This window comes from Microbacterium sp. MDV22-iso44 (assembly GCF_058629135.1).
Window position 1 is genome coordinate 1096789 of sequence record NZ_JBZVWS010000001.1, and the last position, 20360, is coordinate 1117148.

18 protein-coding genes are annotated in these 20360 nt (G+C 70.5%); 4 read left to right on the forward strand and 14 right to left on the reverse strand.

Annotated elements, in window-relative coordinates; all coding sequences use genetic code 11:
• Positions 1-37: 37 nt before the first annotated feature.
• Together AC4NN1_RS05450 and metX are read left to right on the forward strand one after the other, a co-directional pair.
• Positions 38-466, forward strand: coding sequence for an SRPBCC family protein (locus AC4NN1_RS05450; RefSeq protein WP_491954746.1), 429 nt, complete (start codon positions 38-40; stop codon positions 464-466).
• Positions 467-1318: 852 nt separating this feature from the next.
• Positions 1319-2521, forward strand: coding sequence for a homoserine O-acetyltransferase MetX (metX, locus tag AC4NN1_RS05455; RefSeq protein ID WP_491954747.1), 1203 nt, complete (start codon positions 1319-1321; stop codon positions 2519-2521).
• A gap of 6 nt (positions 2522-2527) precedes the next feature.
• Here the strand turns inward: metX and AC4NN1_RS05460 are convergent, their stop codons facing one another.
• The 6 genes from AC4NN1_RS05460 to AC4NN1_RS05485 all read right to left on the reverse strand — a co-directional run bounded on the left by AC4NN1_RS05460 (position 2528) and on the right by AC4NN1_RS05485 (position 8150).
• A complete protein-coding gene (locus AC4NN1_RS05460; RefSeq protein WP_491954748.1) occupies positions 2528-3979 on the reverse strand; it encodes a phytoene desaturase family protein in 1452 nt (483 codons plus the stop codon).
• Positions 3976-4458 carry an SRPBCC family protein gene (locus AC4NN1_RS05465; RefSeq protein ID WP_018188687.1) on the reverse strand — a complete coding sequence of 161 codons (483 nt, stop codon included), beginning with the start codon at positions 4456-4458 and terminating at the stop codon, positions 3976-3978. Before AC4NN1_RS05465 ends, AC4NN1_RS05460 begins: the two co-directional genes overlap by 4 nt.
• A gap of 63 nt (positions 4459-4521) precedes the next feature.
• Positions 4522-5739 (reverse strand): MFS transporter, encoded by a 1218-nt coding sequence (locus AC4NN1_RS05470; protein WP_491954749.1) that lies wholly within the window; start codon positions 5737-5739, stop codon positions 4522-4524.
• A complete protein-coding gene (locus AC4NN1_RS05475) occupies positions 5736-6077 on the reverse strand; it encodes a thiamine-binding protein (protein WP_311869947.1) in 342 nt (113 codons plus the stop codon). Before AC4NN1_RS05475 ends, AC4NN1_RS05470 begins: the two co-directional genes overlap by 4 nt.
• 13 nt (positions 6078-6090) lie before the next feature.
• The gene (locus tag AC4NN1_RS05480) at positions 6091-7287 is read right to left on the reverse strand and encodes a hypothetical protein (RefSeq protein ID WP_491954750.1); all 1197 of its coding nucleotides are present in this window, start codon (positions 7285-7287) and stop codon (positions 6091-6093) included.
• A gap of 29 nt (positions 7288-7316) precedes the next feature.
• Positions 7317-8150: an ADP-dependent NAD(P)H-hydrate dehydratase gene (locus AC4NN1_RS05485; protein WP_491954751.1), complete on the reverse strand. Its 834-nt coding sequence runs from the start codon at positions 8148-8150 to the stop codon at positions 7317-7319.
• Positions 8151-8171: 21 nt separating this feature from the next.
• On the opposite strand from AC4NN1_RS05485, the gene AC4NN1_RS05490 reads away from it, so the two are divergent.
• A complete protein-coding gene (locus tag AC4NN1_RS05490; RefSeq protein WP_491954752.1) occupies positions 8172-9245 on the forward strand; it encodes an NADH:flavin oxidoreductase/NADH oxidase in 1074 nt (357 codons plus the stop codon).
• A gap of 6 nt (positions 9246-9251) precedes the next feature.
• On the opposite strand, the gene AC4NN1_RS05495 is transcribed toward AC4NN1_RS05490, so the two are convergent.
• From AC4NN1_RS05495 to guaB1, 3 genes are all read right to left on the reverse strand, one after another.
• Positions 9252-10304 (reverse strand): hemolysin family protein, encoded by a 1053-nt coding sequence (locus AC4NN1_RS05495; protein ID WP_020096778.1) that lies wholly within the window; start codon positions 10302-10304, stop codon positions 9252-9254.
• Positions 10301-11629, reverse strand: coding sequence for a hemolysin family protein (locus tag AC4NN1_RS05500; RefSeq protein WP_491954753.1), 1329 nt, complete (start codon positions 11627-11629; stop codon positions 10301-10303). Before AC4NN1_RS05500 ends, AC4NN1_RS05495 begins: the two co-directional genes overlap by 4 nt.
• Positions 11630-11745: 116 nt before the next feature.
• Positions 11746-13200, reverse strand: a complete 1455-nt coding sequence (guaB1, locus tag AC4NN1_RS05505; RefSeq protein ID WP_491954754.1) for a GMP reductase — start codon at positions 13198-13200, stop codon at positions 11746-11748.
• 149 nt (positions 13201-13349) lie between these two features.
• Between guaB1 and AC4NN1_RS05510 the strand changes: the two genes are divergently transcribed.
• The gene (locus AC4NN1_RS05510; RefSeq protein ID WP_026303033.1) at positions 13350-17054 is read left to right on the forward strand and encodes a multifunctional oxoglutarate decarboxylase/oxoglutarate dehydrogenase thiamine pyrophosphate-binding subunit/dihydrolipoyllysine-residue succinyltransferase subunit; all 3705 of its coding nucleotides are present in this window, start codon (positions 13350-13352) and stop codon (positions 17052-17054) included.
• A gap of 60 nt (positions 17055-17114) precedes the next feature.
• On the opposite strand, the gene AC4NN1_RS05515 is transcribed toward AC4NN1_RS05510, so the two are convergent.
• From AC4NN1_RS05515 to AC4NN1_RS05535, 5 genes are all read right to left on the reverse strand, one after another.
• The gene (locus AC4NN1_RS05515; protein WP_018188697.1) at positions 17115-17360 is read right to left on the reverse strand and encodes a zf-HC2 domain-containing protein; all 246 of its coding nucleotides are present in this window, start codon (positions 17358-17360) and stop codon (positions 17115-17117) included.
• The gene (locus AC4NN1_RS05520; RefSeq protein WP_028497349.1) at positions 17357-18010 is read right to left on the reverse strand and encodes a sigma-70 family RNA polymerase sigma factor; all 654 of its coding nucleotides are present in this window, start codon (positions 18008-18010) and stop codon (positions 17357-17359) included. The genes AC4NN1_RS05515 and AC4NN1_RS05520 overlap by 4 nt, the downstream gene beginning before the upstream one ends.
• A gap of 92 nt (positions 18011-18102) precedes the next feature.
• A complete protein-coding gene (locus tag AC4NN1_RS05525) occupies positions 18103-18987 on the reverse strand; it encodes a sensor histidine kinase (protein WP_491954755.1) in 885 nt (294 codons plus the stop codon).
• A complete protein-coding gene (locus AC4NN1_RS05530) occupies positions 18984-19703 on the reverse strand; it encodes a response regulator transcription factor (protein ID WP_491954756.1) in 720 nt (239 codons plus the stop codon). Before AC4NN1_RS05530 ends, AC4NN1_RS05525 begins: the two co-directional genes overlap by 4 nt.
• A gap of 16 nt (positions 19704-19719) precedes the next feature.
• Positions 19720-20286, reverse strand: a complete 567-nt coding sequence (locus tag AC4NN1_RS05535; RefSeq protein ID WP_491954757.1) for a DUF3060 domain-containing protein — start codon at positions 20284-20286, stop codon at positions 19720-19722.
• Positions 20287-20360: the final 74 nt, after the last annotated feature.

Here is a 20360-nt window from a genome sequence, read left to right on the forward strand (position 1 = left end):
TTGCTAAAGGCTTCGGTCGGCGCGATAGCTTGGCCGTGTGCTTCGCGATTCGGTGACGGTGGTGGCGGACATTGATGCGTCCATCGACGTTGTCTGGCGATTCCTGACAGCTGAACGAGGCGCATGGTGGCCTGAGATGCGGTTTGAGGCCTCCGTCGGCTCGCCGCTCGTCGAGACCTGGGTCGAGGAAGACCGTCAGGTAAGTGCGACGGGGAGCGTCACGCGATGCGACGAGCCGCATGTTCTCGGATTCAGTTGGACCGAACAGGGCTGGGATCACCCTCTCGATGTCGTGATCGAGTTGGTAACCCACGGGCAGGCGACCTTGGTCACGCTCACCGAGGCAGGATTCTCCGGCGCTGGAACTCTGGACTCGTTGTCTGCGGAACACGAAGAGGGGTGGCGACACCACTTGGCACGACTAAAGCGGACGAGCGAGGGTGAAGCAGTCGACGTCGATGCTTAGGTAACGCGGCTGGTGAGCCAGTGGAGGGTCGCGGCGAGGCAGAGGCCGGCGTGGTAGTTGCGGGCGGCCTTGTCTGAGCGCACTCCCAACCCGGAGGTAGGTCAGTTCCAGGGCTTCATCTACGCGTCCAAGGGTCGCGCCGGGGCCGGGGTCCATAGGCCCGAACCTATGGCGACCCGCCGACCTCGGCTCAGGGCGCGGACGGTCGCCTGAGGTGCCCGAGGTCGCGAGACGAGCAGCAGTCGACCCGGCGTGATTCGCGGGCTCACATCCCCGCGGACGGCCCCAGGCACGCGAAACCCCGGCCGCACTACCGCGACCGGGCCAGCCCGCTACCTTTGGGCCGATCAGTTCGTGCGAGCGACCACCGCCTCGGATTGGCGGACGATCGGCGCCACCGACTCGAACGCCGCCGCGTCGCTCAGAACATCCGCGACCGCCGACGGATACCGGTCGGCCAGGTCGACTACGCCGAGGGCGCCCTCCGTGATGGACGCGTGTCACAGGGCTTCAGACGCATAGTCACCCGGGCGGGCGTGGAGCCGCGCGGTCGCCGCGCGGATTGTCGAGTCATCGCTCGGCAGTTCGGTCGCTGCCGGTTCAGTCGTGGTCAGCATGTCGGGCCCCCGCACTCGTCCCGGCGCCCGTGCGGCCGCCGGATAGCTTCAGCGTGAGGCCGCGCGAGCACAGGAGCAGGTCGTGAAAGCCCTGTTCAAAGGCAATTTCCAGAAGTTGACTTACGCACTCTGCACCAGCGAACCTGCCCCACGCAGGCACCGGCCCGGCGGGGTGTCGTGCGTCCGGCACCGTAACACTGCGCTGAGCCTCCACCGCGGCCGGGAGAATGGACGCATGGATTGGCAGACCTCGGAGGACACGGTGCCCTCGGCTCCGGTGACCGAGGCCGACGCCCGGCTGCTGCTCGGGCGCCCGCCGGCGACCGGCGCCTGGCGCGACGGCGACCCGGTCGGCGAGCGGAGGTTCGCGCAGTTCGGCGCGTTCGCCACCGAGAGCGGGGCGAGCCTGCCCGGCATCCGCCTCGCCCACGAGACATGGGGCGAGCTCTCGCCCGCCCGTGACAACGCGGTGCTGATCCTGCACGCCCTGACCGGCGACAGCCACGTCCGCGGCGACGCCGTCCCCGGTCACGCGACGGACGGCTGGTGGGGCGACATCGTGGGCCCCGGCGCCCCGATCGACACCGACCGCTGGTTCGTCGTCGCACCGAACATGCTGGGCGGATGCCAGGGCTCGACCGGCCCCGCGAGCATCGCCCCGGACGGCTACGAGTGGGCGTCCCGGTTCCCGTTCCTCACGATCCGCGACCAGGTCGCCGCGCAGGTCATGCTCGCGGACGCTCTCGGCATCGACGTCTGGGCCGGAGTGATCGGAGGCTCGATGGGCGGCATGCACGCCCTCGAGTGGGCCGTGACGCACCCGCAACGGGTCGAGCGCCTGGGCGTGCTGTGCTCGCCGCCGACGACGACCGCTGATCAGGTCGCGCTGAACTCCGTGCAGCTCGCGGCGATCCAGATGGACCCGCGCTTCGCCGGCGGCTCCTACTACGACGCCCCCGACGGCGACGGACCCCACCGTGGCCTGTCGCTCGCGCGGCGCATGGCGCTGTTGAACTACCGCACGCCCACCGAACTCAACCAGCGGTTCCAGCGGTCATGGCAGTCCGACAAGAGCCCCTTCGGCGAGGGTGGACGGTACGCCGTCGAGAGCTACCTCGACTTCCACGGCAACCGCTTCACGCGGCGGTTCGACGCCAACTCCTACCTCACCCTCGTCGAGGCGATGAACTCGCACGACGTCGGCCGTGACCGCGGTGGCGTCGAGGCCGCCCTCGCCCGCGTGACGGCGCGCACCCTCGTCCTCGGGGTCGACAGCGACCGGCTGTTCCCGGTCGAAGGGCAGCACCGGATCAGCCGCGGCATCCGGACCACCATCGACGACGACACGGTCGTCCTCGCGAGCGATTTCGGTCACGACGGGTTCCTCATCGAGACCGAACCCGTCGGCCGCCACCTGCGACGCCTGCTCGAGAGCTGACGCCCGCTACCTCGGCGACAGGTCGGGCGAGATCCGCGTGCCGAACGTGTGGCGGAGCGCCGACCGCGCCGCGTGCCAGCCGGCGAGGCCGTGCACGCCGGGACCGGGGCTCGTCGACGCCGAGCACAGGTAGACCCCGTCGAGGGGGGTGCGCCACGGATCGGGCGACACGACCGGCCGCTTGAGCAGCTGCCACAGCGCGGGCGCTCCCGCCGCGATGTCGCCGCCGGGGTAGTTCGGGTTCTCGGCCTCGACCTCGACGGCGTTCCGGGAGTTCACCCCGACGATCAGGTCGCGGAAGCCCGGGGCGAACCGCTCGATCTGCCGGATGACGGCCTCGGCACGGTCGGCGGTGCTGCCGGACGGCACGTGCGTGTACGTCCAGAGCACGTGAGCGCCCGCCGGCGCACGGGACGGGTCGAACCCCGACGGCTGCGCCACCAGGACGTAGGGCGCGTCCGGCAGACCGCCGCGCGAGATGAGGTTCTCGGATGCCGCCATCTCGGCGCGCGTGCCGCCGACGTGCACGGTGCCCGCCGAGCGGACCTCCTCATTCGCCCACGGGACCGGTCCCGACAGGGCGAAGTCGATCTTCGCGACCGCCCCGCCGTAGCGGAACCGCTCCAGAGCGCCCCGGTACCCGCTGGGCACGTCGTCGCCCGCGATCCGCAGGAAGTCGCGCGGGACGACGTCGAGGAGCACCGCCCGGGCGGCGGGGAGCTCCCGCAGCGACCCGACCTCGTGGTCGGTGACGATTTCACCGCCGTGCGCGCGCAGGTCGTCGGCCATCGCGTCGACGATGCTCTGGCTGCCGCCGATCGGGATCGGCCAGCCTCGCGCGTGACCGTAGGTCGAGAGCGCGAGACCCGCGCCGGCGGCGGCGAGACTCGGCAGGGCGAGGATCGTGTGCGCGGCTACGCCCGTGAGCAGGGCGGGTGCGGCATCCTCCCGGAACCGGGCGTTCCATGCTCCGCTTCCCTGTTCCAGGGTCCGCAGGCCGAACCACACGGCCGCGACGGGATCGGCGGGCACGCGGATGAGCGCGTGGCCCGTGAAGTCCGCGACACCGGACGCATGGTCCACGAGCGGACGCATCAGGCGGGCGTACGCGTCGCCGTCGCGGCCCAGCGTGGCGGCTGTGCGGTCGAGGTCGCGGTAGGCGATCGCCGCGCGTCCGCCGTCGAGCGGCTGCGCGAACGAGGCATCCGGGACGGCGAAGTCCACCCGCCGCCGCAGCCCGAACTCGCGGAAGAACCGACTCTCGAACGCGAGCGGGTGCACCGCCGAGCAGACGTCGTGCCGGTACCCGGGGAGCGTCATCTCCATCGTCCGCGCGCCGCCGCCGATGGTGCCGCCCTTCTCGTACACGCGCACGGCGAGGCCGGCACGGGCCAGCGTGACTGCGGCGGCGAGCCCATTCGGGCCCGCCCCGACGATGATCGCGTCGAGGTCGCTCACTCGCCGACGCCCTCGTCCTCGGCGGTGGTCTCATCGGTCGGTCGCGCGGCACGCCCCTCGGCGAGGTAGGCGAGGCGGTGCAGGGTCTCGGCGTTCCGCAGCTGCAGAGCGACGTCGAGGAGCGCCGTCGGGATGAGGCTTCCGGGTCCGGCGACGGCCTCCTCCTGGATTCGCACGACAGCACCGTCCGGGTGCGGCCTCACCTGGATGTCGACCTGCGCCTCGCCCATCGGCCACCCCTTCGCGCGGAGGAGGATGTGACGCGGCGGGTCGTAGGCCAGCACCTCGGTCTCGTCGTCGATGAGGACCGGCCACACACCGAACGAGTGGTGCAGGTGCGAACCCACCCGAGGCCAGGTCTCGGCGACCTCGCGCATCCGCGACGCGCCGACGACCCACGAGGGGAAGAGCCACCCGTCGGCGAGGACGGCGAAGACGTCGTCAGGGGTGCAGGCGAACACACGCGAGTTGCGGGACATGCCCCGACGCTATCGACTCGCGGTGCGCGCGACGGACGGGGTTGCGCCCTCCCCCGGAGCGTGTCAGCGAACGGCCGGCGTTCGCGCCGCGGTGCGGCGCTCGACCGTGACGCTGACGATCCCGATCACGAGTCCGCCCAGGGCGAGCAGCAGGCCGACCCAGACGGGGGCGGTGTAGCCGAGCCCTGCGGCGATGACCGCACCGCCGAGGGCGGCGCCGACCGCGTTGCCCGTGTTGAACGCGGAGTGGTTGAGCGCGGCGGCGATCGACTGGTTGTCGCCGGCGACGTCCATGAGCCGTGTCTGCACGGTGGGGCTCACGGCCGACGACGCGAATGCCACCGCGAAGACGAAGACGATCACGGTCACGATCCAGCCCGTCGTCAGTGCCAGCAGGAGCTGCGTGACCACGAGGAGGCCGAGGAGGCCGAGCATCGATCGGACGAGGTTGACGTCGGCGAGGTGGCCGCCGACGAGGTTCCCGGCGGTCATCCCGAGTCCCAGCACGACGAGCACGATCGGAACGAGCCAGGCGGGCGCCCCCGCCGCCTCGGTCACGAGCGGCGAGACGTACGTGTAGACGGCGAAGAAGCCGCCGAAACCGATCGCGCCGATCCCGAGCGCGAACCAGACCTGCGGGATGCGGAACACCTTGAGCTCCGCGCGCAGCGTCCGCGACGGCTCACCGGCTCGGTGCGGCACGGTCAGGGCGATCGCGACCGTCGCTGCGGCGAAGATGACGACGACCATGACGAACGCCCAGCGCCAGCCGAGGTTCTGGCCGAGGAACGTGCCGAGCGGTACACCGACGACGTTGGCGACCGTCAGTCCCGTGAGGACGAAGGCGATGCCCTTGGCACGGTTGCCCGGGCCCATGACGTCGGCGGCGACGAGGGCGCCGATCCCGAAGTAGGCGCCGTGCGGAAGACCGGCCAGCAGACGGGATGCCGCGACCAGCTCGAACGTCGGCAGGATCAGCGTCAGCGCGTTGCAGAGCGTCAGCGCACCGGCGAGGAGGATCATGACCCGGTGTCGCGGGTATTTCGCGACGGATGCCGCGATCGTCGGGGCTCCGATCACGACGCCGAGCGCGTAGAGCGTGATGAGCCAGCCCGCCTGGGCGATGGCATCCTCCTGCGATGCGGCCCACGCCGTGGGCAGCAGTTCGCGTGCGATCTCGGGGAGGAGCCCCATGACGACGAACTCCGTCATCCCGATGGCGAAGCTGCCGATGGCGAGCGCCAGCAGCGCGCGGCGGGGGCGGGTGGGAGCGGACGTCACTCCGGGATCGTAGTCCCGCTCCCCTCCTGGGGACGAATCGATTCGAGCGCGGACTCGAGACGCTCGATCTTGCCGTTGATCTCCCCCGTGTAGCCGGGGCGGATGTCGGCTTTCAGGACGAGCGAGACGCGGGAGCCGAACGGCTGCACGGCGTCGACGGCGCCCTTGACGACGGCCATCACCTCGTCCCACTCCCCTTCGATCTCGGTGAACATGCTCGTGGTCCGGTGCGGCAGGCCCGAGGCGCGGACGACGGCGACGGCGGCCGCGACCGCGTCGTGGACGGAACCGTCCGGGTTGCCGTTCCCGGACGGGGCGACGGAGAAGGCGACGATCATGGGGACCTCCGGATCAAGGGATGGAGCGGGCGGGGAGACGGCACAGGCGCACGACCATCCACACCATCAGCACGGCCAGTGCGAGGTTCCGGAGGGTCAGCACACTCACGGCGACGATCTCGGGCGAGACGATGCCGTTGTAGAGAACGGGATAGACGAGCTGCGTCAGCGCGGCGGACGCGAGGACGAGGATGCCGGGTGCCATCCACCGGCGACGGTCCACCACGAGCCCGAAGACGACGATCGCGAACAGCCACGTCTGGAACTGCGGCGAGCCGACCTTGTTGACGACGATGAGGACGGTCGTGAGCGCGAGCCCCAGGGCGGGGAAGAGCCGCACGAACGGCACCTTCCTCCGGACCTTGACGACGCCGATGGCGACGACCGCGGCGGCGGCCAGCACGAGAGCCGGGGTCATGAGCGCCGACACGACGCTCAGCAGCGGCCCGGTGACCTGGAAGGTGAGGATCCCCTGGTCGTAGTAGACCGTCCACCCGTCGGCTCCGAGCAGCGCGCCCCACAGGTACACGGCGCTCACCGGCGCCTCGACCTGGAGCCCTCGCCCGGTCTGCCCGCTGACGAAGCCGAGCGCGTGGTCGGCACCGCCCGCGGCGACGACGATCCCCAGGATGAGCGCACTGACGAGGGCGCCGGCCCCGATGATGACGCTCCATCGACGCACGGCGACGACGGCCGCCCCGATGAGTGCCGCCGGCCAGATCTTGATCCAGGTCGCTGCGGCGAGCAGCGCTCCGGCGATACCCGGTCGGCGCAGCAGCCACAGGCATCCGAGGATCGCGAGCGGAACCGACACGCCGTCGATCCGGTACATCCCGACGGGCCCGAGGGCGACGATCGCGGCGAGCCAGAAGACCGCGGCCGTGAGACGACCGCGCGAGCGTCCGGCGCCGATCAGCACGGCGAAGGCGACCCCGTCGACGGCTGTCACGAGGATCGCCCACCCGACGGTGTAGCTCCCGACGAGCGCTCCGGGCAGGTGTGCGAGGAGCATCGGCAGGAGCGCGAGGTGCGGATAGACCCAGTCCTGCGTGACGCCGACGATCCCGCCGCCCGAGAAGACGGCGCGCGACCAGGGTTCGTAGACCCGGTAGACATCGCCCATGGGCTCGTTCGGCAGCAGGAAGCCGAGAGCGCCGACGAAGAGGTGGACGAGGGCGAACGCGGCCCAGAGCAGCACGCGGTTCGTCACGCCCTCCAGCCTAGGGCGACGCGCCGGCGTCACCCCGCGAGAGCCGCCGCGACGGCGTGCGGCAGGTGCTCGGCGACGTCGAGCGCGACGATCGGTCCGCCGCCGTTCGCTGCGACGGCGAGCGCGGCCGCGTGCCCGTGCAACCAGACGGCGGATGCCGCGGCCCGCTGCAGTGCGCCGAGGTCGGCCGGCGACGTCCCGTGCCCGATGACACCCGCGACCACGGCGCCGACGGTCCCCGCGAGGACGTCGCCCGTCCCGGCGGTCGCCAGCCACGAGGTCGGCGCGGTGATCTCGATCGGCTCGATTCCGGGTGCGGCGACGACGGTGGTCGCCCCCTTCCGGACGACGACACCGCCGAGCGCGGCCGACGTCTCCGCAGGGTCGTCGATCTCCGGGTCGAGTCCCAGCATCTGCCGCAGCCGGGCGTGCTCGCGTCCGTGCGGCGTCGCCACGACGGGCGCCGATGCTCCGGCGGCCAGGTCCAGGGCTCCCGCATCCACGACGACCGGTGCCTCGCCGGAGAGGATGCCCCGGAGCGCCGCACGTTCGCGCGCGGAGCGGTGCGCGGCATCCGTCCCGGACCCGACGACCCACGCCTGCACGCGGCCGTCCGCCGTCACGGTCTCGGGCCGACGGCCGAGGACGTGATCGGCTGCTCGCTCGGGTCCGAGGTAGCGCACCATGCCGACGCCGGTGCGCCAGGCGGCCTCGACGCCGAGCACCGCAGCTCCCGGGAACGCGGCAGATCCGGTCCGCATCCCGACCACACCGCGGGAATACTTGTCGTCGTCGGCCGTTGGCTCGGTGAGGACCGCTGCCGTGTCCGCACCGTTCCACCCCTGCGCCGTCATGGCGCCCACCCTATGCGACGGAGTCCGCTCATGACCCTCCTCTTCCGCCCGCTCGAGCTGTCCGGTACGACCGCCCGCAACCGCCTCTGGGTCTCGCCCATGTGCCAGTACTCCGCCGTCGAGGGCGTGCCGAACGACTGGCACCACGTGCACCTCGCGCAGTTCGCCAACGGCGGCGCCGGGGTGGTCATCGCCGAGGCGACGGCCGTCGTGCCCGAGGGACGGATCACCCCGTCCGACACCGGGCTGTGGAACGACGCGCAGCGGGATGCCTGGGCCCCCATCGTCGCGGCGATCCACTCCCGCGGTGCCCTCGCGGGCGTGCAGCTCGCGCACGCGGGGCGGAAGGCCTCGACGCACCGTCCGTTCGACGACGCTCGCGGCAGCGTCGCCCCCGCCGACGGCGGCTGGACGACCGTCGCCCCCTCCGCCGTCGCGTTCGACGGCTACGCCGAGCCGGTCGCCCTCGACGCGAGCGGCATCGACGCCCTCGTGGTCGCGTTCGGCGACGCCGCCCGCCGCGCGGACGAGGCCGGTTTCGACCTGCTCGAGGTGCACGCGGCGCACGGCTACCTGCTGCACCAGTTCCTCTCGCCGCTGTCGAACGAGCGCACCGACGAGTACGGCGGGTCGCTGGAGAACCGCGCCCGCTTCCTCCTGCGCGTCGTCGACGCGGTCCGGGATGCCGCGCCCTCCCGCACCCTCGCGGTGCGCTTCTCGGCGACCGATTGGGCCGACGGCGGCTGGGGCGTCGACGAGACCGCGACGGTCGCCGGCTGGGTCGGCGAGCGCGGCGCGAGCGTCATCGACATCTCGACGGGCGGACTGGTCGCGCACCAGAAGATCACGACGGGACCGGGGTACCAGGTGCCGTTCGCGGCGACCGTCCGCGAACGCACCGGGCTGCTCGTCACAGCGGTCGGCGAGATCCTCGATGGCCCGCAGGCCGAGGCCGTCCTCCAGGACGGCCTCGCCGATGCGGTCATGATCGGCCGCGGCTGGCTGCGGAACCCGAACTTCGCCCTGCAGGCCGCGGACGACCTCGGCGACGCGGAGGCTGCGACGCTCTGGCCGCCGCAGTACCTCCGCGCCCGCCGGCGCTGAGCCTGGTCAGAGGCGGCGCGTCGCGTCGTGCACTTCGCCGACGAGCTCCTCGATGATGTCCTCGAGGAACAGCACCGCGGTCGTCTCCCCCGCCGTGTCGCGGACCTGAGCGAGGTGCCGACTCGAGCGACGCATGAGCGCGAGCGCGTCCTCGAGGTCGGTGGTCTCGCCGATCGGGATCATGTGGTGGATCCGCTTGGGTTTGATCGGCTGCGCGACGGTGTTCTCGGAGTCGTCCCCCTCGGCCGCGCGCAGCACGTCCTTCAGGTGGACGTAACCGAGCGGCATCCCCTCGTCGTCGACGATCACGTACCGCGAGAACCCGTGCCGGGCGACGGCCCGTTCGATCTCGTCGGGCGTGGTGTTCTCGGGCAGGGTCACGAGCTCCGAGAGCGGAACCGCGACATCCTTCGCCTTCTTGTCGGTGAACTCGACCGCCATCGCAACCGCGCCCGACGCATCGTCGAGCACGCCCTCGATGCGGGACTGGTTGACGATCGTCGCGACCTCGTCGAGCGTGAAGGTCGAGGCGGCCTCGTCCTTCGGCTCGACGCGGAACAGCCGCACGATATGGTTCGCGATCCAGTTGAGCGCCACGATGATCGGGTGGAAGACCCGCGAGACGAACACGAGCGGGGGCGCGAGCAGGAGCACGGCGCGATCCGGCAGCGAGAACGCGAGGTTCTTGGGGACCATCTCGCCGAACACGACGTGCAGGTACGACACCAGCAGCAGCGCGATGACGAAGCCCGTGACGTCGACGACCGCGTACGGCAGGCCGATGGCTTCCAACGGCACCGCCAGCAGGTGGTGGATCGCCGGCTCCGAGACGTTCAGGATGAGCAGCGAGCAGATGGTGATGCCGAGCTGACACGTCGCCAGCATGAGCGTGGCGTGCTCCATCGCCCAGAGCGCGGTCTTGGCCGACCGCGACCCCTTCTCGGCCAGTGGCTCGATCTGCGATCGTCGCGCCGAGATGACGGCGAACTCCGCGCCGACGAAGAAGGCGTTCGCCACGAGGAGGACGACGAGCCACGCGATTCCAGCCCAGTCGTTCATCGCCGCTCACCCCTCTCCGTCTCAGCGCCGACCGGCACGGGAGCGGGCACGAACTTCACGCGGTCGACTCGGCGGCCGTCCATCCGCTGCACGGTGATGGTCCCGTCGTCGAGGGTGATCTGGTCGCCCACGGCGGGGATGCGTTCCAGTGTGGCCATGATGAAGCCGCCGACCGTGTCGTAGACGTCCCCCTCGGGGACGCGGATGCCGGTGCGGTCGAGCACCTCGTCGGGCCGGAGGTCACCGGGGAAGACGATGGACCCCTTGCCGCGGACGACGCCCGCACGGTTGCGATCGTGCTCGTCGAGCACCTCCCCGACGATCTCCTCGACGAGGTCCTCGAGGGTGACGACGCCGGCGGTGCCGCCGTACTCGTCGACGACGATCGCCATCTGGTAGCCGCGGGAGCGCAGCTCCGACATCAGCCCGTCGAGGTGCACCGCTTCGGGGACGCGCAGCGGCTCCTCCGCGATCGCGGCGGCCGGCACGTCGGCGCGTCGCTCGCGCGGCACCGAGACGGCCTGCTTCAAGTGGACGATGCCCGTGATGTCGTCCATCGACTCGCCGTAGACGGGGAACCGGCTGTGGCCGGTGCGCCGGGCGAGCTGGACGACCTCTTCGACGCTGTCGTCCGCGGCGACGGCGTGGACGCTCGGCCGCGGGGTCATGACGTCGGCCGTCGTCAGGCGCGAGAAGGTCAGCGTGCGATCGAGCAGCGACGCGGTGTCCTTCTCGAGGACGCCCGCGCTCGCCGAGCGCCGGACGAGGCTCGAGAGCTCCTCAGCCGTGCGCGCGCCGGAGAGCTCCTCCTTGGGCTCGACGCCCATGGCCCGCAGCACCGCGTTCGCGCTGCCGTTGAGCAGCTGGATCGCGGGCTTGAAGACGGTCGTGAAGACGGTCTGGAACCCCATGACGAGCTTCGCCGTCTGGCGGGGAACCGCGAGCGCGAAGTTCTTGGGCACGAGCTCGCCGATGATCATCGAGAAGATTGTGGCGGTCGCCATGGCGATCACGGTCGAGATGGGGCGGGATGCCGCTTCGGGAAGACCCCAGACGCGGAACACCGGATCCAGCAGGTTCGACAGCGCCGGTTCCATCGTGTAACCGGTGAGGAGCGTGGTCAGCGTGATGCCGAGCTGCGCGCTCGAGAGGTGCGTCGACGTGATCCGGAGCGCGTTGATCGTGAGAGAGAGTCGGCTCTCACCGGCGGCGCGGCGCGCTTCGAGGTCGGCGCGATCGAGGTTGACGAGTGCGAACTCACTGGCCACGAACAGGCCGGTTCCCACGGTCAGGAGCAGCCCCACGCCCAACATGACGTAGTCCATCACACGTCACCCCCGATCATCGGGGAGCAGGGTCGGTGGGGCGAAGGTCTACTGGGAGGGTCGTCCATTGTGGGGACGATTCTACGGCACCGCGCGCCTCGCGCGCGTGCGCTCTTTCACCAGCTGACCGGCAGAGCCCTGCCCTCCTCGTACCCGGCCGCCGACTGGAAGCCGACCGTCGCCCGCTCGTGGAAATCGGGCACGGTCGCCGCGCCCGCGTAGGTGAAGGACGACCGGACCCCCGAGGTGATCATGTCGAGCAGGTCCTCGACGCTCGGCCGGAGCGGGTCGAGGTAGATCCGCGACGACGAGATGCCCTCCGCGAACAGCTCCTTGCGCGCGCGCTCGAACGGGTCGAGGCGGCCGAACCTGCCCTGGACGGCCTTCGTCGAGGCCATGCCCCACGACTCCTTGAACACGCGACCCTCGGCGTCGACCCGGAGGTCACCGGGCGCCTCGATCGTGCCGGCGAACCACGACCCGATCATGACGGATGCCGCGCCCGCCGCCAGGGCGAGGGCGACGTCGCGGGGGTAGCGGACGCCGCCGTCCGACCACACGTGCGCGCCGACCGCGGCGGCGGCCTCGGCCGTCTCGAGCACCGCCGAGAACTGCGGACGCCCCACGGCCGTCATCATGCGGGTGGTGCACATCGCGCCGGGACCGACCCCGACCTTCAGAATGGTGGCGCCGGCCTCGACGAGGTCGCGGACGCCCTCAGCGGTCACGACGTTCCCCGCGACGATCGGGAGGCCGAGGTCCTCCGCAGCGACCGCGCGGAGGGCACGGATCATGCTCTCCTGATGCCCGTGCGCGGTGTCGACCACGAGCGCGTCGACGCCGGCGGCGGCGAGCGCGCGGGCCTTCGCCGCGACGTCGCCGTTGATCCCGACGGCGGCTGCCACGATGAGGCGCCCGTCGGCGTCCACGGCGGGACGGTAGAGCGACGAGCGCAAGGCGGTCCGCCGCGACAGGGTTCCCACGAGATGGCCGTGCTGCAGCACGGTGACGAGGTCGGCATCCGCCGCGATGAGCAGGTCGAAGGCGGCCCGGGCGGAGTCGACGTCGTCGGCGTCGATGGATGCCGCGCGCCCGCGCACCAGGTCACCGAGGCGCGCATCGGGCAGAGCCGTGCCGAGCCGCTCGGCCGGAACGATGCCGAGGATGTCGTCGACGTGGATCCGCCCCGTGGCGGACGTCACGACGACGCCGTGCCCCGAGGACGGCGGGAGAAGGGCAGCCGCGTCCGAGACGAGCGCGTCGGGCGACAGGACGAGCGGCGTGTCCCAGCTCACCGGCTGCTCCTTCACCCAGCGGATGCCGGCATCCACATCCTGCAACGCCATGTCCTGCGGCAGGACGGCGAGACCGCCTCGCCGGGCGAGCGTCGCCGCCAGCCGCGGGCCGGTGACGGAGTTCATGTTCGACGCGACGATCGGGATCGTGGCGCTCGTGCCGTCGCCCGGCGAGAGGTCCACGTCGAGTCGACTCGTGACATCCGATCGTCGGGGAACGAGGAACACGTCGGAGTAAGTCAGGTCGCCTGCGGGCCGCTCGCCGGAGAAGTGCATACACCCACGCTAGGCGACGCGGAACCCCCGCGTCCGAGCCGTCGGCGCGGGTCGGAGGGGGGACAACCTGGGATACCCTTGACGTCTGTGCGCGAGGCCGCGCGAGGCCCGCACAATTTCGAACGTCGACGACGAAAGCAGGCGGAACCGTGTCCAGTCAGGCGACCGGCGTGGGAACTACGAGCGACGGGGAGTTCGGAGCCAACGAATGGCTCGTCGCAGAGCTGTACGAGCAGTACAGCCGGGACAAGAACTCGGTGGACAAGGAGTGGTGGCCGATCCTCGAGGCCTACACCCCCGACGCCCCGTCGACGGGCGCTCCCGCCGAGGCTGCGGCACCGACGGCATCCGCCCCCGCCGCCCCGACGCCTGCGGCATCCGCTTCCGCCGCCGAGGCCCGCCCCGCCGCCACCGGCGCGCAGCCCGTGGCACGCACCACCGCACGCCCGGCGGCACCGCAGCCGATCCCCGCCGAGGCGCCCAAGGCCGCCCCGTCCGCGGAGAAGGCGACCCTCGAGGACACGGTCACCCCGCTCCGCGGCCTGCCCAAGACCCTCGCCGCGAACATGGACGAGTCGCTCACCGTCCCGACGGCGACGAGCGTTCGCACGATCCCCGCGAAGCTGATGATCGACAACCGCATCGTCATCAACAACCACATGTCGCGCACGCGCGGCGGCAAGGTGAGCTTCACCCACATCATCGGGTGGGCGCTGATCCAGGCGCTGAAGGCCTTCCCGACGCAGAACGTCTACTACGCCGAGGTCGACGGCAAGCCGTCGGTCGTCGCCCCCGCTCACATCAACCTGGGCATCGCGATCGACCTTCCGAAGCCGGACGGCACGCGTGCCCTCATGGTGCCGAGCATCAAGCAGGCCGAGACTCTGACCTTCGGCGAATACCTGACCGCCTACGAGGACCTGGTCCAGCGCGCCCGCAAGAACAAGCTGACCGCCGCCGACTTCCAGGGCACGACGGTGTCCCTCACCAACCCCGGCGGGATCGGCACGGTGCACTCCGTGCCGCGTCTGATGAAGGGTCAGGGCTGCATCATCGGCGCCGGCGCCCTCGACTACCCGGCCGAGTTCCAGGGCGCGAGCGAGAAGACGCTGGGCGAGCTCGGCATCGGCAAGACCATCACCCTCACGAGCACTTACGACCACCGCGTGATCCAGGGTGCCGGCTCGGGTGAGTTCCTGAAGATCGTGCACCAGCTGCTGATCGGCCAGGAGGGGTTCTACGACGACATCTTCGCGGCCCTCCGCATCCCGTACTCCCCCATCCGCTGGTCGAGCGACATCAAGGTCGACATCGCCGAGCGCGTCGACAAGACGGCACGTGTCCAGGAGCTCATCAACTCCTACCGCGTCCGCGGCCACATGATGGCCGACATCGACCCCCTCGAGTACGTGCAGCGCACGCACCCCGACCTCGAGATCGAGAACCACGGGCTGACCTTCTGGGACCTCGACCGCGAGTTCGTCACGAACGGGTTCGGCGGCAAGCGCACGATGAAGCTCCGGGACATCCTCGGGATCCTGCGCGACTCGTACTGCCGCACCGTCGGTGTCGAGTACATGCACATCCAGGACCCGACGCAGCGCAAGTGGTTCCAGGACAACCTCGAGGTCAAGTACCAGAAGCCCGGCCACGACGAGCAGCTGCGCGTCCTCGGCAAGCTGAACGAGGCCGAGGCCTTCGAGACCTTCCTGCAGACCAAGTTCGTCGGCCAGAAGCGCTTCAGCCTCGAAGGCGGCGAGTCGCTCGTGCCGCTGCTGGACCAGATCCTCCAGGGCGCGGCATCCGAGGGCCTCGACGGAGCCGCCATCGCGATGGCGCACCGCGGTCGCCTCAACGTCCTCACCAACGTCGCCGGCAAGACCTACAGCCAGATCTTCCGCGAGTTCGAGGGATCGGTGGCCGTCGGCTCCAAGAGCGGCTCGGGCGACGTCAAGTACCACCTGGGCACCCAGGGCACCTTCGTCGCCGACGGCGGCGAAGAACTCCCCGTCTACCTCGCCGCGAACCCCTCGCACCTCGAGACCGTCGACGGCGTCCTCGAGGGCATCGTCCGCGCCAAGCAGGACCGCCTCCCCATCGGATCGTTCTCGTGGCTCCCGATCCTCGTCCACGGCGACGCGGCCTTCGCGGGCCAGGGTGTCGTCATGGAGACGCTGCAGATGTCGCGCCTGCGCGGCTACCGCACCGGCGGCACGGTCCACGTCGTGGTCAACAACCAGGTCGGCTTCACGACCCTCCCGCTCGACGCCCGCACGTCGATCTACGCCACCGACGTCGCCAAGACGATCCAGGCACCGATCTTCCACGTGAACGGCGACGACCCCGAGGCCGTCGTGCACGTCGCCGAGCTCGCCTTCCGCTACCGCCAGGAGTTCAACCGCGACGTCGTCATCGACCTCGTCTGCTACCGGCGCCGCGGCCACAACGAGGGCGACGACCCCTCGATGACGCAGCCCCTCATGACGAACCTCATCGAGGCGAAGCGCTCGGTCCGCAAGCTCTACACCGAGGCCCTCGTCGGACGCGGCGACATCACCGAGGAGGAGTACGACAAGGCGAAGCAGGACTTCCAGAACCGCCTCGAGATCGCCTTCGCCGAGATCCACGCGGCGCAGACCGGCACCTCGCCCGTCGTCAGCGCCGACGCCCCGGCGGAGCCCGCCGTCGGCGAGCCGGACTCCACCGCCGTCAGCCGCGACGTCATCGAGCGCATCGGCGACGCCTTCGTGAACAAGCCCGAGGGCTTCACGGTGCACACGAAGCTCCAGCAGCTGCTCGACAAGCGCCAGGACATGAGCCGCAACGGCAAGATCGACTGGGGCTTCGGCGAACTGCTCGCCTTCGGCTCGCTCCTCGTCGAGGGGTCGAACGTGCGCCTGGCCGGCCAGGACGTCCGTCGCGGCACGTTCGTGACGCGTCACGCCGTCATGCACGACCGGGCGAACGGCCAGGAATGGCTGCCACTCGCCAACCTGAGCGACAACCAGGGCCGTTTCTACGTGTACGACTCGCTGCTCAGCGAGTACGCGGCGATGGCCTTCGAGTACGGCTACTCCGTCGAACGAGCCGACACCCTCACCCTGTGGGAGGCGCAATTCGGCGACTTCGCCAACGGGGCGCAGTCGGTGATCGACGAGTTCATCTCCTCCGCTGAGCAGAAGTGGGGCCAGCAGTCGAGTGTCGTGCTCCTGCTCCCCCACGGCTACGAAGGCCAGGGACCCGACCACTCGTCGGCCCGCATCGAGCGCTACCTGCAGATGTGTGCGCAGGACAACATGACGGTCGCCCGTCCCTCGACGCCCGCGTCGTACTTCCACCTGCTGCGTCGCCAGGCCTACGCCCGTCCGCGCCGGCCCCTCGTGGTCTTCACGCCGAAGGCCATGCTGCGCCTGCGGAACGCGACGAGCTCGGTCGACGACTTCCTCGAGGGCAAGTTCGAGCCGGTGATCGACGACCACCGCTCCCTCGACCGCGAGTCCGTCACCCGCGTGCTGCTGCACGCCGGCAAGATCCACTGGGACCTCGCTGCGGAGCTCGAGAAGAACCCGAACGAGAAGGTCGCGCTGGTCCGGCTGGAGCAGTACTACCCGGCTCCGATCGAGCAGCTCAACGCGGTCCTCGACAGCTACCCGAACGCGGAGCTGTATTGGGTACAGGAGGAGCCGGAGAACCAGGGCGCCTGGCCGTTCATCGCCCTCGAGGTCGTGAAACATCTGCACGGGCGCACGATCAAGCGGATCTCGCGGTCCTCGGCGGCATCCACCGCCACCGGATCGCCGAAGGTCCACGCGCGCCAGCACGCCGAGATCATGGAGCAGGCGCTCGGCTTCTGATCCCGAGTACGAGGAAGGCCCCGCCTCGGCGGGGCCTTCTTCGTATCGACGGTCGAGACGTCAGTGGTGGGTGGCCTGCTCCGCACGCAGACGCGCCAGCACCTGGTCACGCAGATCCTCGGGCGCGGCCTCCTTGCAGGCACGGGCGACGACGGCTGTCAGGGTCGTCGCCACGAGGGCTTCGTCCCGACAGGCGGCGCAGTTCTCGAGGTGCTCGGTGATGTCGGCGTGACGGGTGTTGCAGACCTCGTTGCGCAGGTACTCCTCGAGGTCCTTCTGGGCTTTGTCGCAACCGCAGTCGGTCATTTCGCACTCCTTGTGGCGGGCACCTCGATGCCACGCTCCTTCGCATAGTCGGACAGCAGGTCGCGGAGCTGGCGTCTGCCTCGGTGCAGACGGCTCATGACCGTGCCGATGGGGGTTTTCATGATGTCCGCGATCTCCTGATACGCGAACCCTTCGACGTCCGCGAGGTACACGGCCAGTCGGAAGTCTTCGGGAAGGGACTGCAGCGCATCCTTGACGACGGATGCCGGCATGTGGTCGATCGCTTCGGCTTCGGCCGACCGCGCCGACGACGCCGTCGTCGATTCCGCGCCGCCGAGCTGCCAGTCCTCGAGGTCGTCGATGGTGCCCTGGTAGGGCTCGCGCTGCTTCTTGCGGTACGTGTTGATGTACGTGTTCGTGAGGATCCGGTACAGCCACGCCTTGAGGTTCGTGCCCTGCGTGAAGGACGCCCAGGCGGCGAAGGCCTTGACGAAGGTCTCCTGCACCAGGTCCGACGCATCGGCGGGGTTGCGGGTCATCCGCATCGCCGCTGCGTAGAGCTGATCCATGAAGGGGAGCGCCTGCTCCTCGAACTGGGTACGCGGGTCTTCGACCGCCTGATCGTTCATCGCCCGCAAGTCTACGTCCGCCCATTCGGCGAGTTCGGGCGCATCCACTGTTGCGATCATCGCGCTCCTCTCCCCTGGCGTGCACGTCACCGACATGAAGCTCCAACGAGCACGGGGCTGGGGCTATTCCCAGCTTTCCGTGGAGCTACGGCTCAGCCGACGCCGACGGGGAGCTCGATGCTCACCCGCGTCCCCCGTCCCTCGTGCGAATCGACCGTGACGGTTCCGCCGTGTCGGTCGACGATCGTGCGGACCAGGGCGAGCCCGAGCCCGCTCCCCGGACGATCACGTGCGTTCGAGGCGCGGGCGAGTTCCTGAAGGACGGACGCCACGTCGGCGGCAGGGATGCCACGACCCGTGTCAGCGACTTCGACGACGACGCGACCGGACCGCTCGATGCCGCGGATCTCCACGGTGTCCCCGGGGTCGGAGTACTTCACGGCATTGGCGACGACGTTGTGGACGGCGGTGAACAGGAGATCCGGATCGCCGGTCAGCGACGGCAGCGGCCAGGGCGCCGACGGGAGGGTGACGCGGATGTCCCTGCCATGCGCGTCGCCGACCGTCGCGGCGACATCGGTGACGATCGTGCCCGGGTCGACGGGAACGCGCTCCATCGGCGCAGTCTGCAGTTCGCCGAGTTTCCGGAGGTCCCCGACAAGTCGCGCCATCCGCGTGGTCTGCGCGTCGATCGACGCGAGCTGCGGCGTCGCGGCGTCGCTCACCGCGACGGCGGCGCGGATCGCCGTGATGGGGTTCTTCAGTTCGTGGTCCAGCCGGTCGAGGAACCGGCGGTGCTCCGCGGCCGCGGATCCGGTCGCGTCCTCCTTCGCGCGTGACACCGCCCGACGCACATGCGCGCGCCAGACGAGCGCGACCACCGTGACTGCGGCGACGATGACGGCCGCGACGAGGAGCATCGTGCCGAGCGGCGCCGACACGACGACCGTCCGTCGGTCGACGACGAGCAGGACGACGGCCGCGACGAGCACGACGGCCGTCGGGAGGGCGGCGACGATGACGCGACGCCGATTCACGCGCGGCGCACCGATCGCGTGAATCGGTAACCGACCCCCGAGACGGTCTCGATGTAGGTGGGCGCAGAGGCGTCATCCCGCAGAACGGATCGGAGCTCGGCGATCCGGTTGTCGACGGCGCGCGTGTGGGCGGCGAAGTCGAACCCCCAGACGACGCTGAGCAGCCGTTCCCGGGCGTGCACCTCGCCGGGGCGGGTCATGAGGAACTCGAGCAGCTGGAACGCCTTCGGCGTGAGCGAGACCTCGACGCCGTCCCGCCACACGCGCCGGGCGGGGCGATCGAGTCGGAGCCCCTCCGCCTCGACGAGTCCGGACGAGACGAGGCCGCCGGCGCCCGCCGCGACCCGGCGGAGGACCGCACGAGCACGGGAGACGAGCTCCTGCGGATCGAACGGCTTGTTGAGGTAATCGTCCGCCCCCTCGTCGAGCGCCGCCGAGCGCTCCCCCGATTCGCCGACGTGGGTGAGCAGGATGACGGGAGTCGCGTCCCCCGACCGCCGCAGCCGTCGCAGCAGCTCGCGTCCATCGACCATGGGCATGACGACGTCGCTCACGACGATGTCGGGATGCCGGGAGGCGATCACCCGCAGCGCCTCCGCCCCGTCGGCGGCCACCGCGACGTCGAAGCCGCTGCGGCTCAGGAAGGGCGCGAGGCTGTCGGTGATCGACTGCTCGTCGTCGACGAGGAGCAGTCGCGGCGCCGCTTCGGAGGACATACCGGGATCGTAGCGATCAGGACAGGGGCGTCGTGATGTTGGCGGTGCCCGCGTACGCGATGTCCGGGTTACCGCTCTCCCAGCCCACGACGTTGATATCGGCGCTCTTGTCGAACACGATCTGCGTCGCCGAGGTCATGACGACCGTGGCGCCGTCGCCCTCGATCGTGAGCGTCCCGACGTCGGGGAGGAGGACCCCGCCCGCGCTCGCCAGGATCGTCACCGTTGCGCAGTCACCGGTCAGCTCGACGTACATCCCGTCGAGGTCGCGGCCCACGGTGGCGGAACCGTCGACGCAGGTCAGGTTCTGCGTCACCAGGTCGCGCAGGCGAGCGCGGTCCAGCTTCGCGCGGACGTCGGGGTCCACCTCGGCGCTCGAGCCCGCGTCCGGTGCGGGCGAGGCCTCCGGCGCCGCCGACGCGTCCGGAGCGTCCGGCATCGAACTGCGCGGATCGGATGCCGCGGGCGACGAACTCGACGCGGGATCGGTGACGGCCACGGAGCACCCAGCGAGCAGGAGGGGCGTGAGAAGGGCCGCAGCGAGGACGACGGATCGGATGCCGGTGCGAGAAGTCTGGTGCATGGGAATCACGCTAGGGGGTCGATGTCGCCGTCGTGTCGCGTCGGTGTCGCAGATTCGAGACACCGTCGTGACAC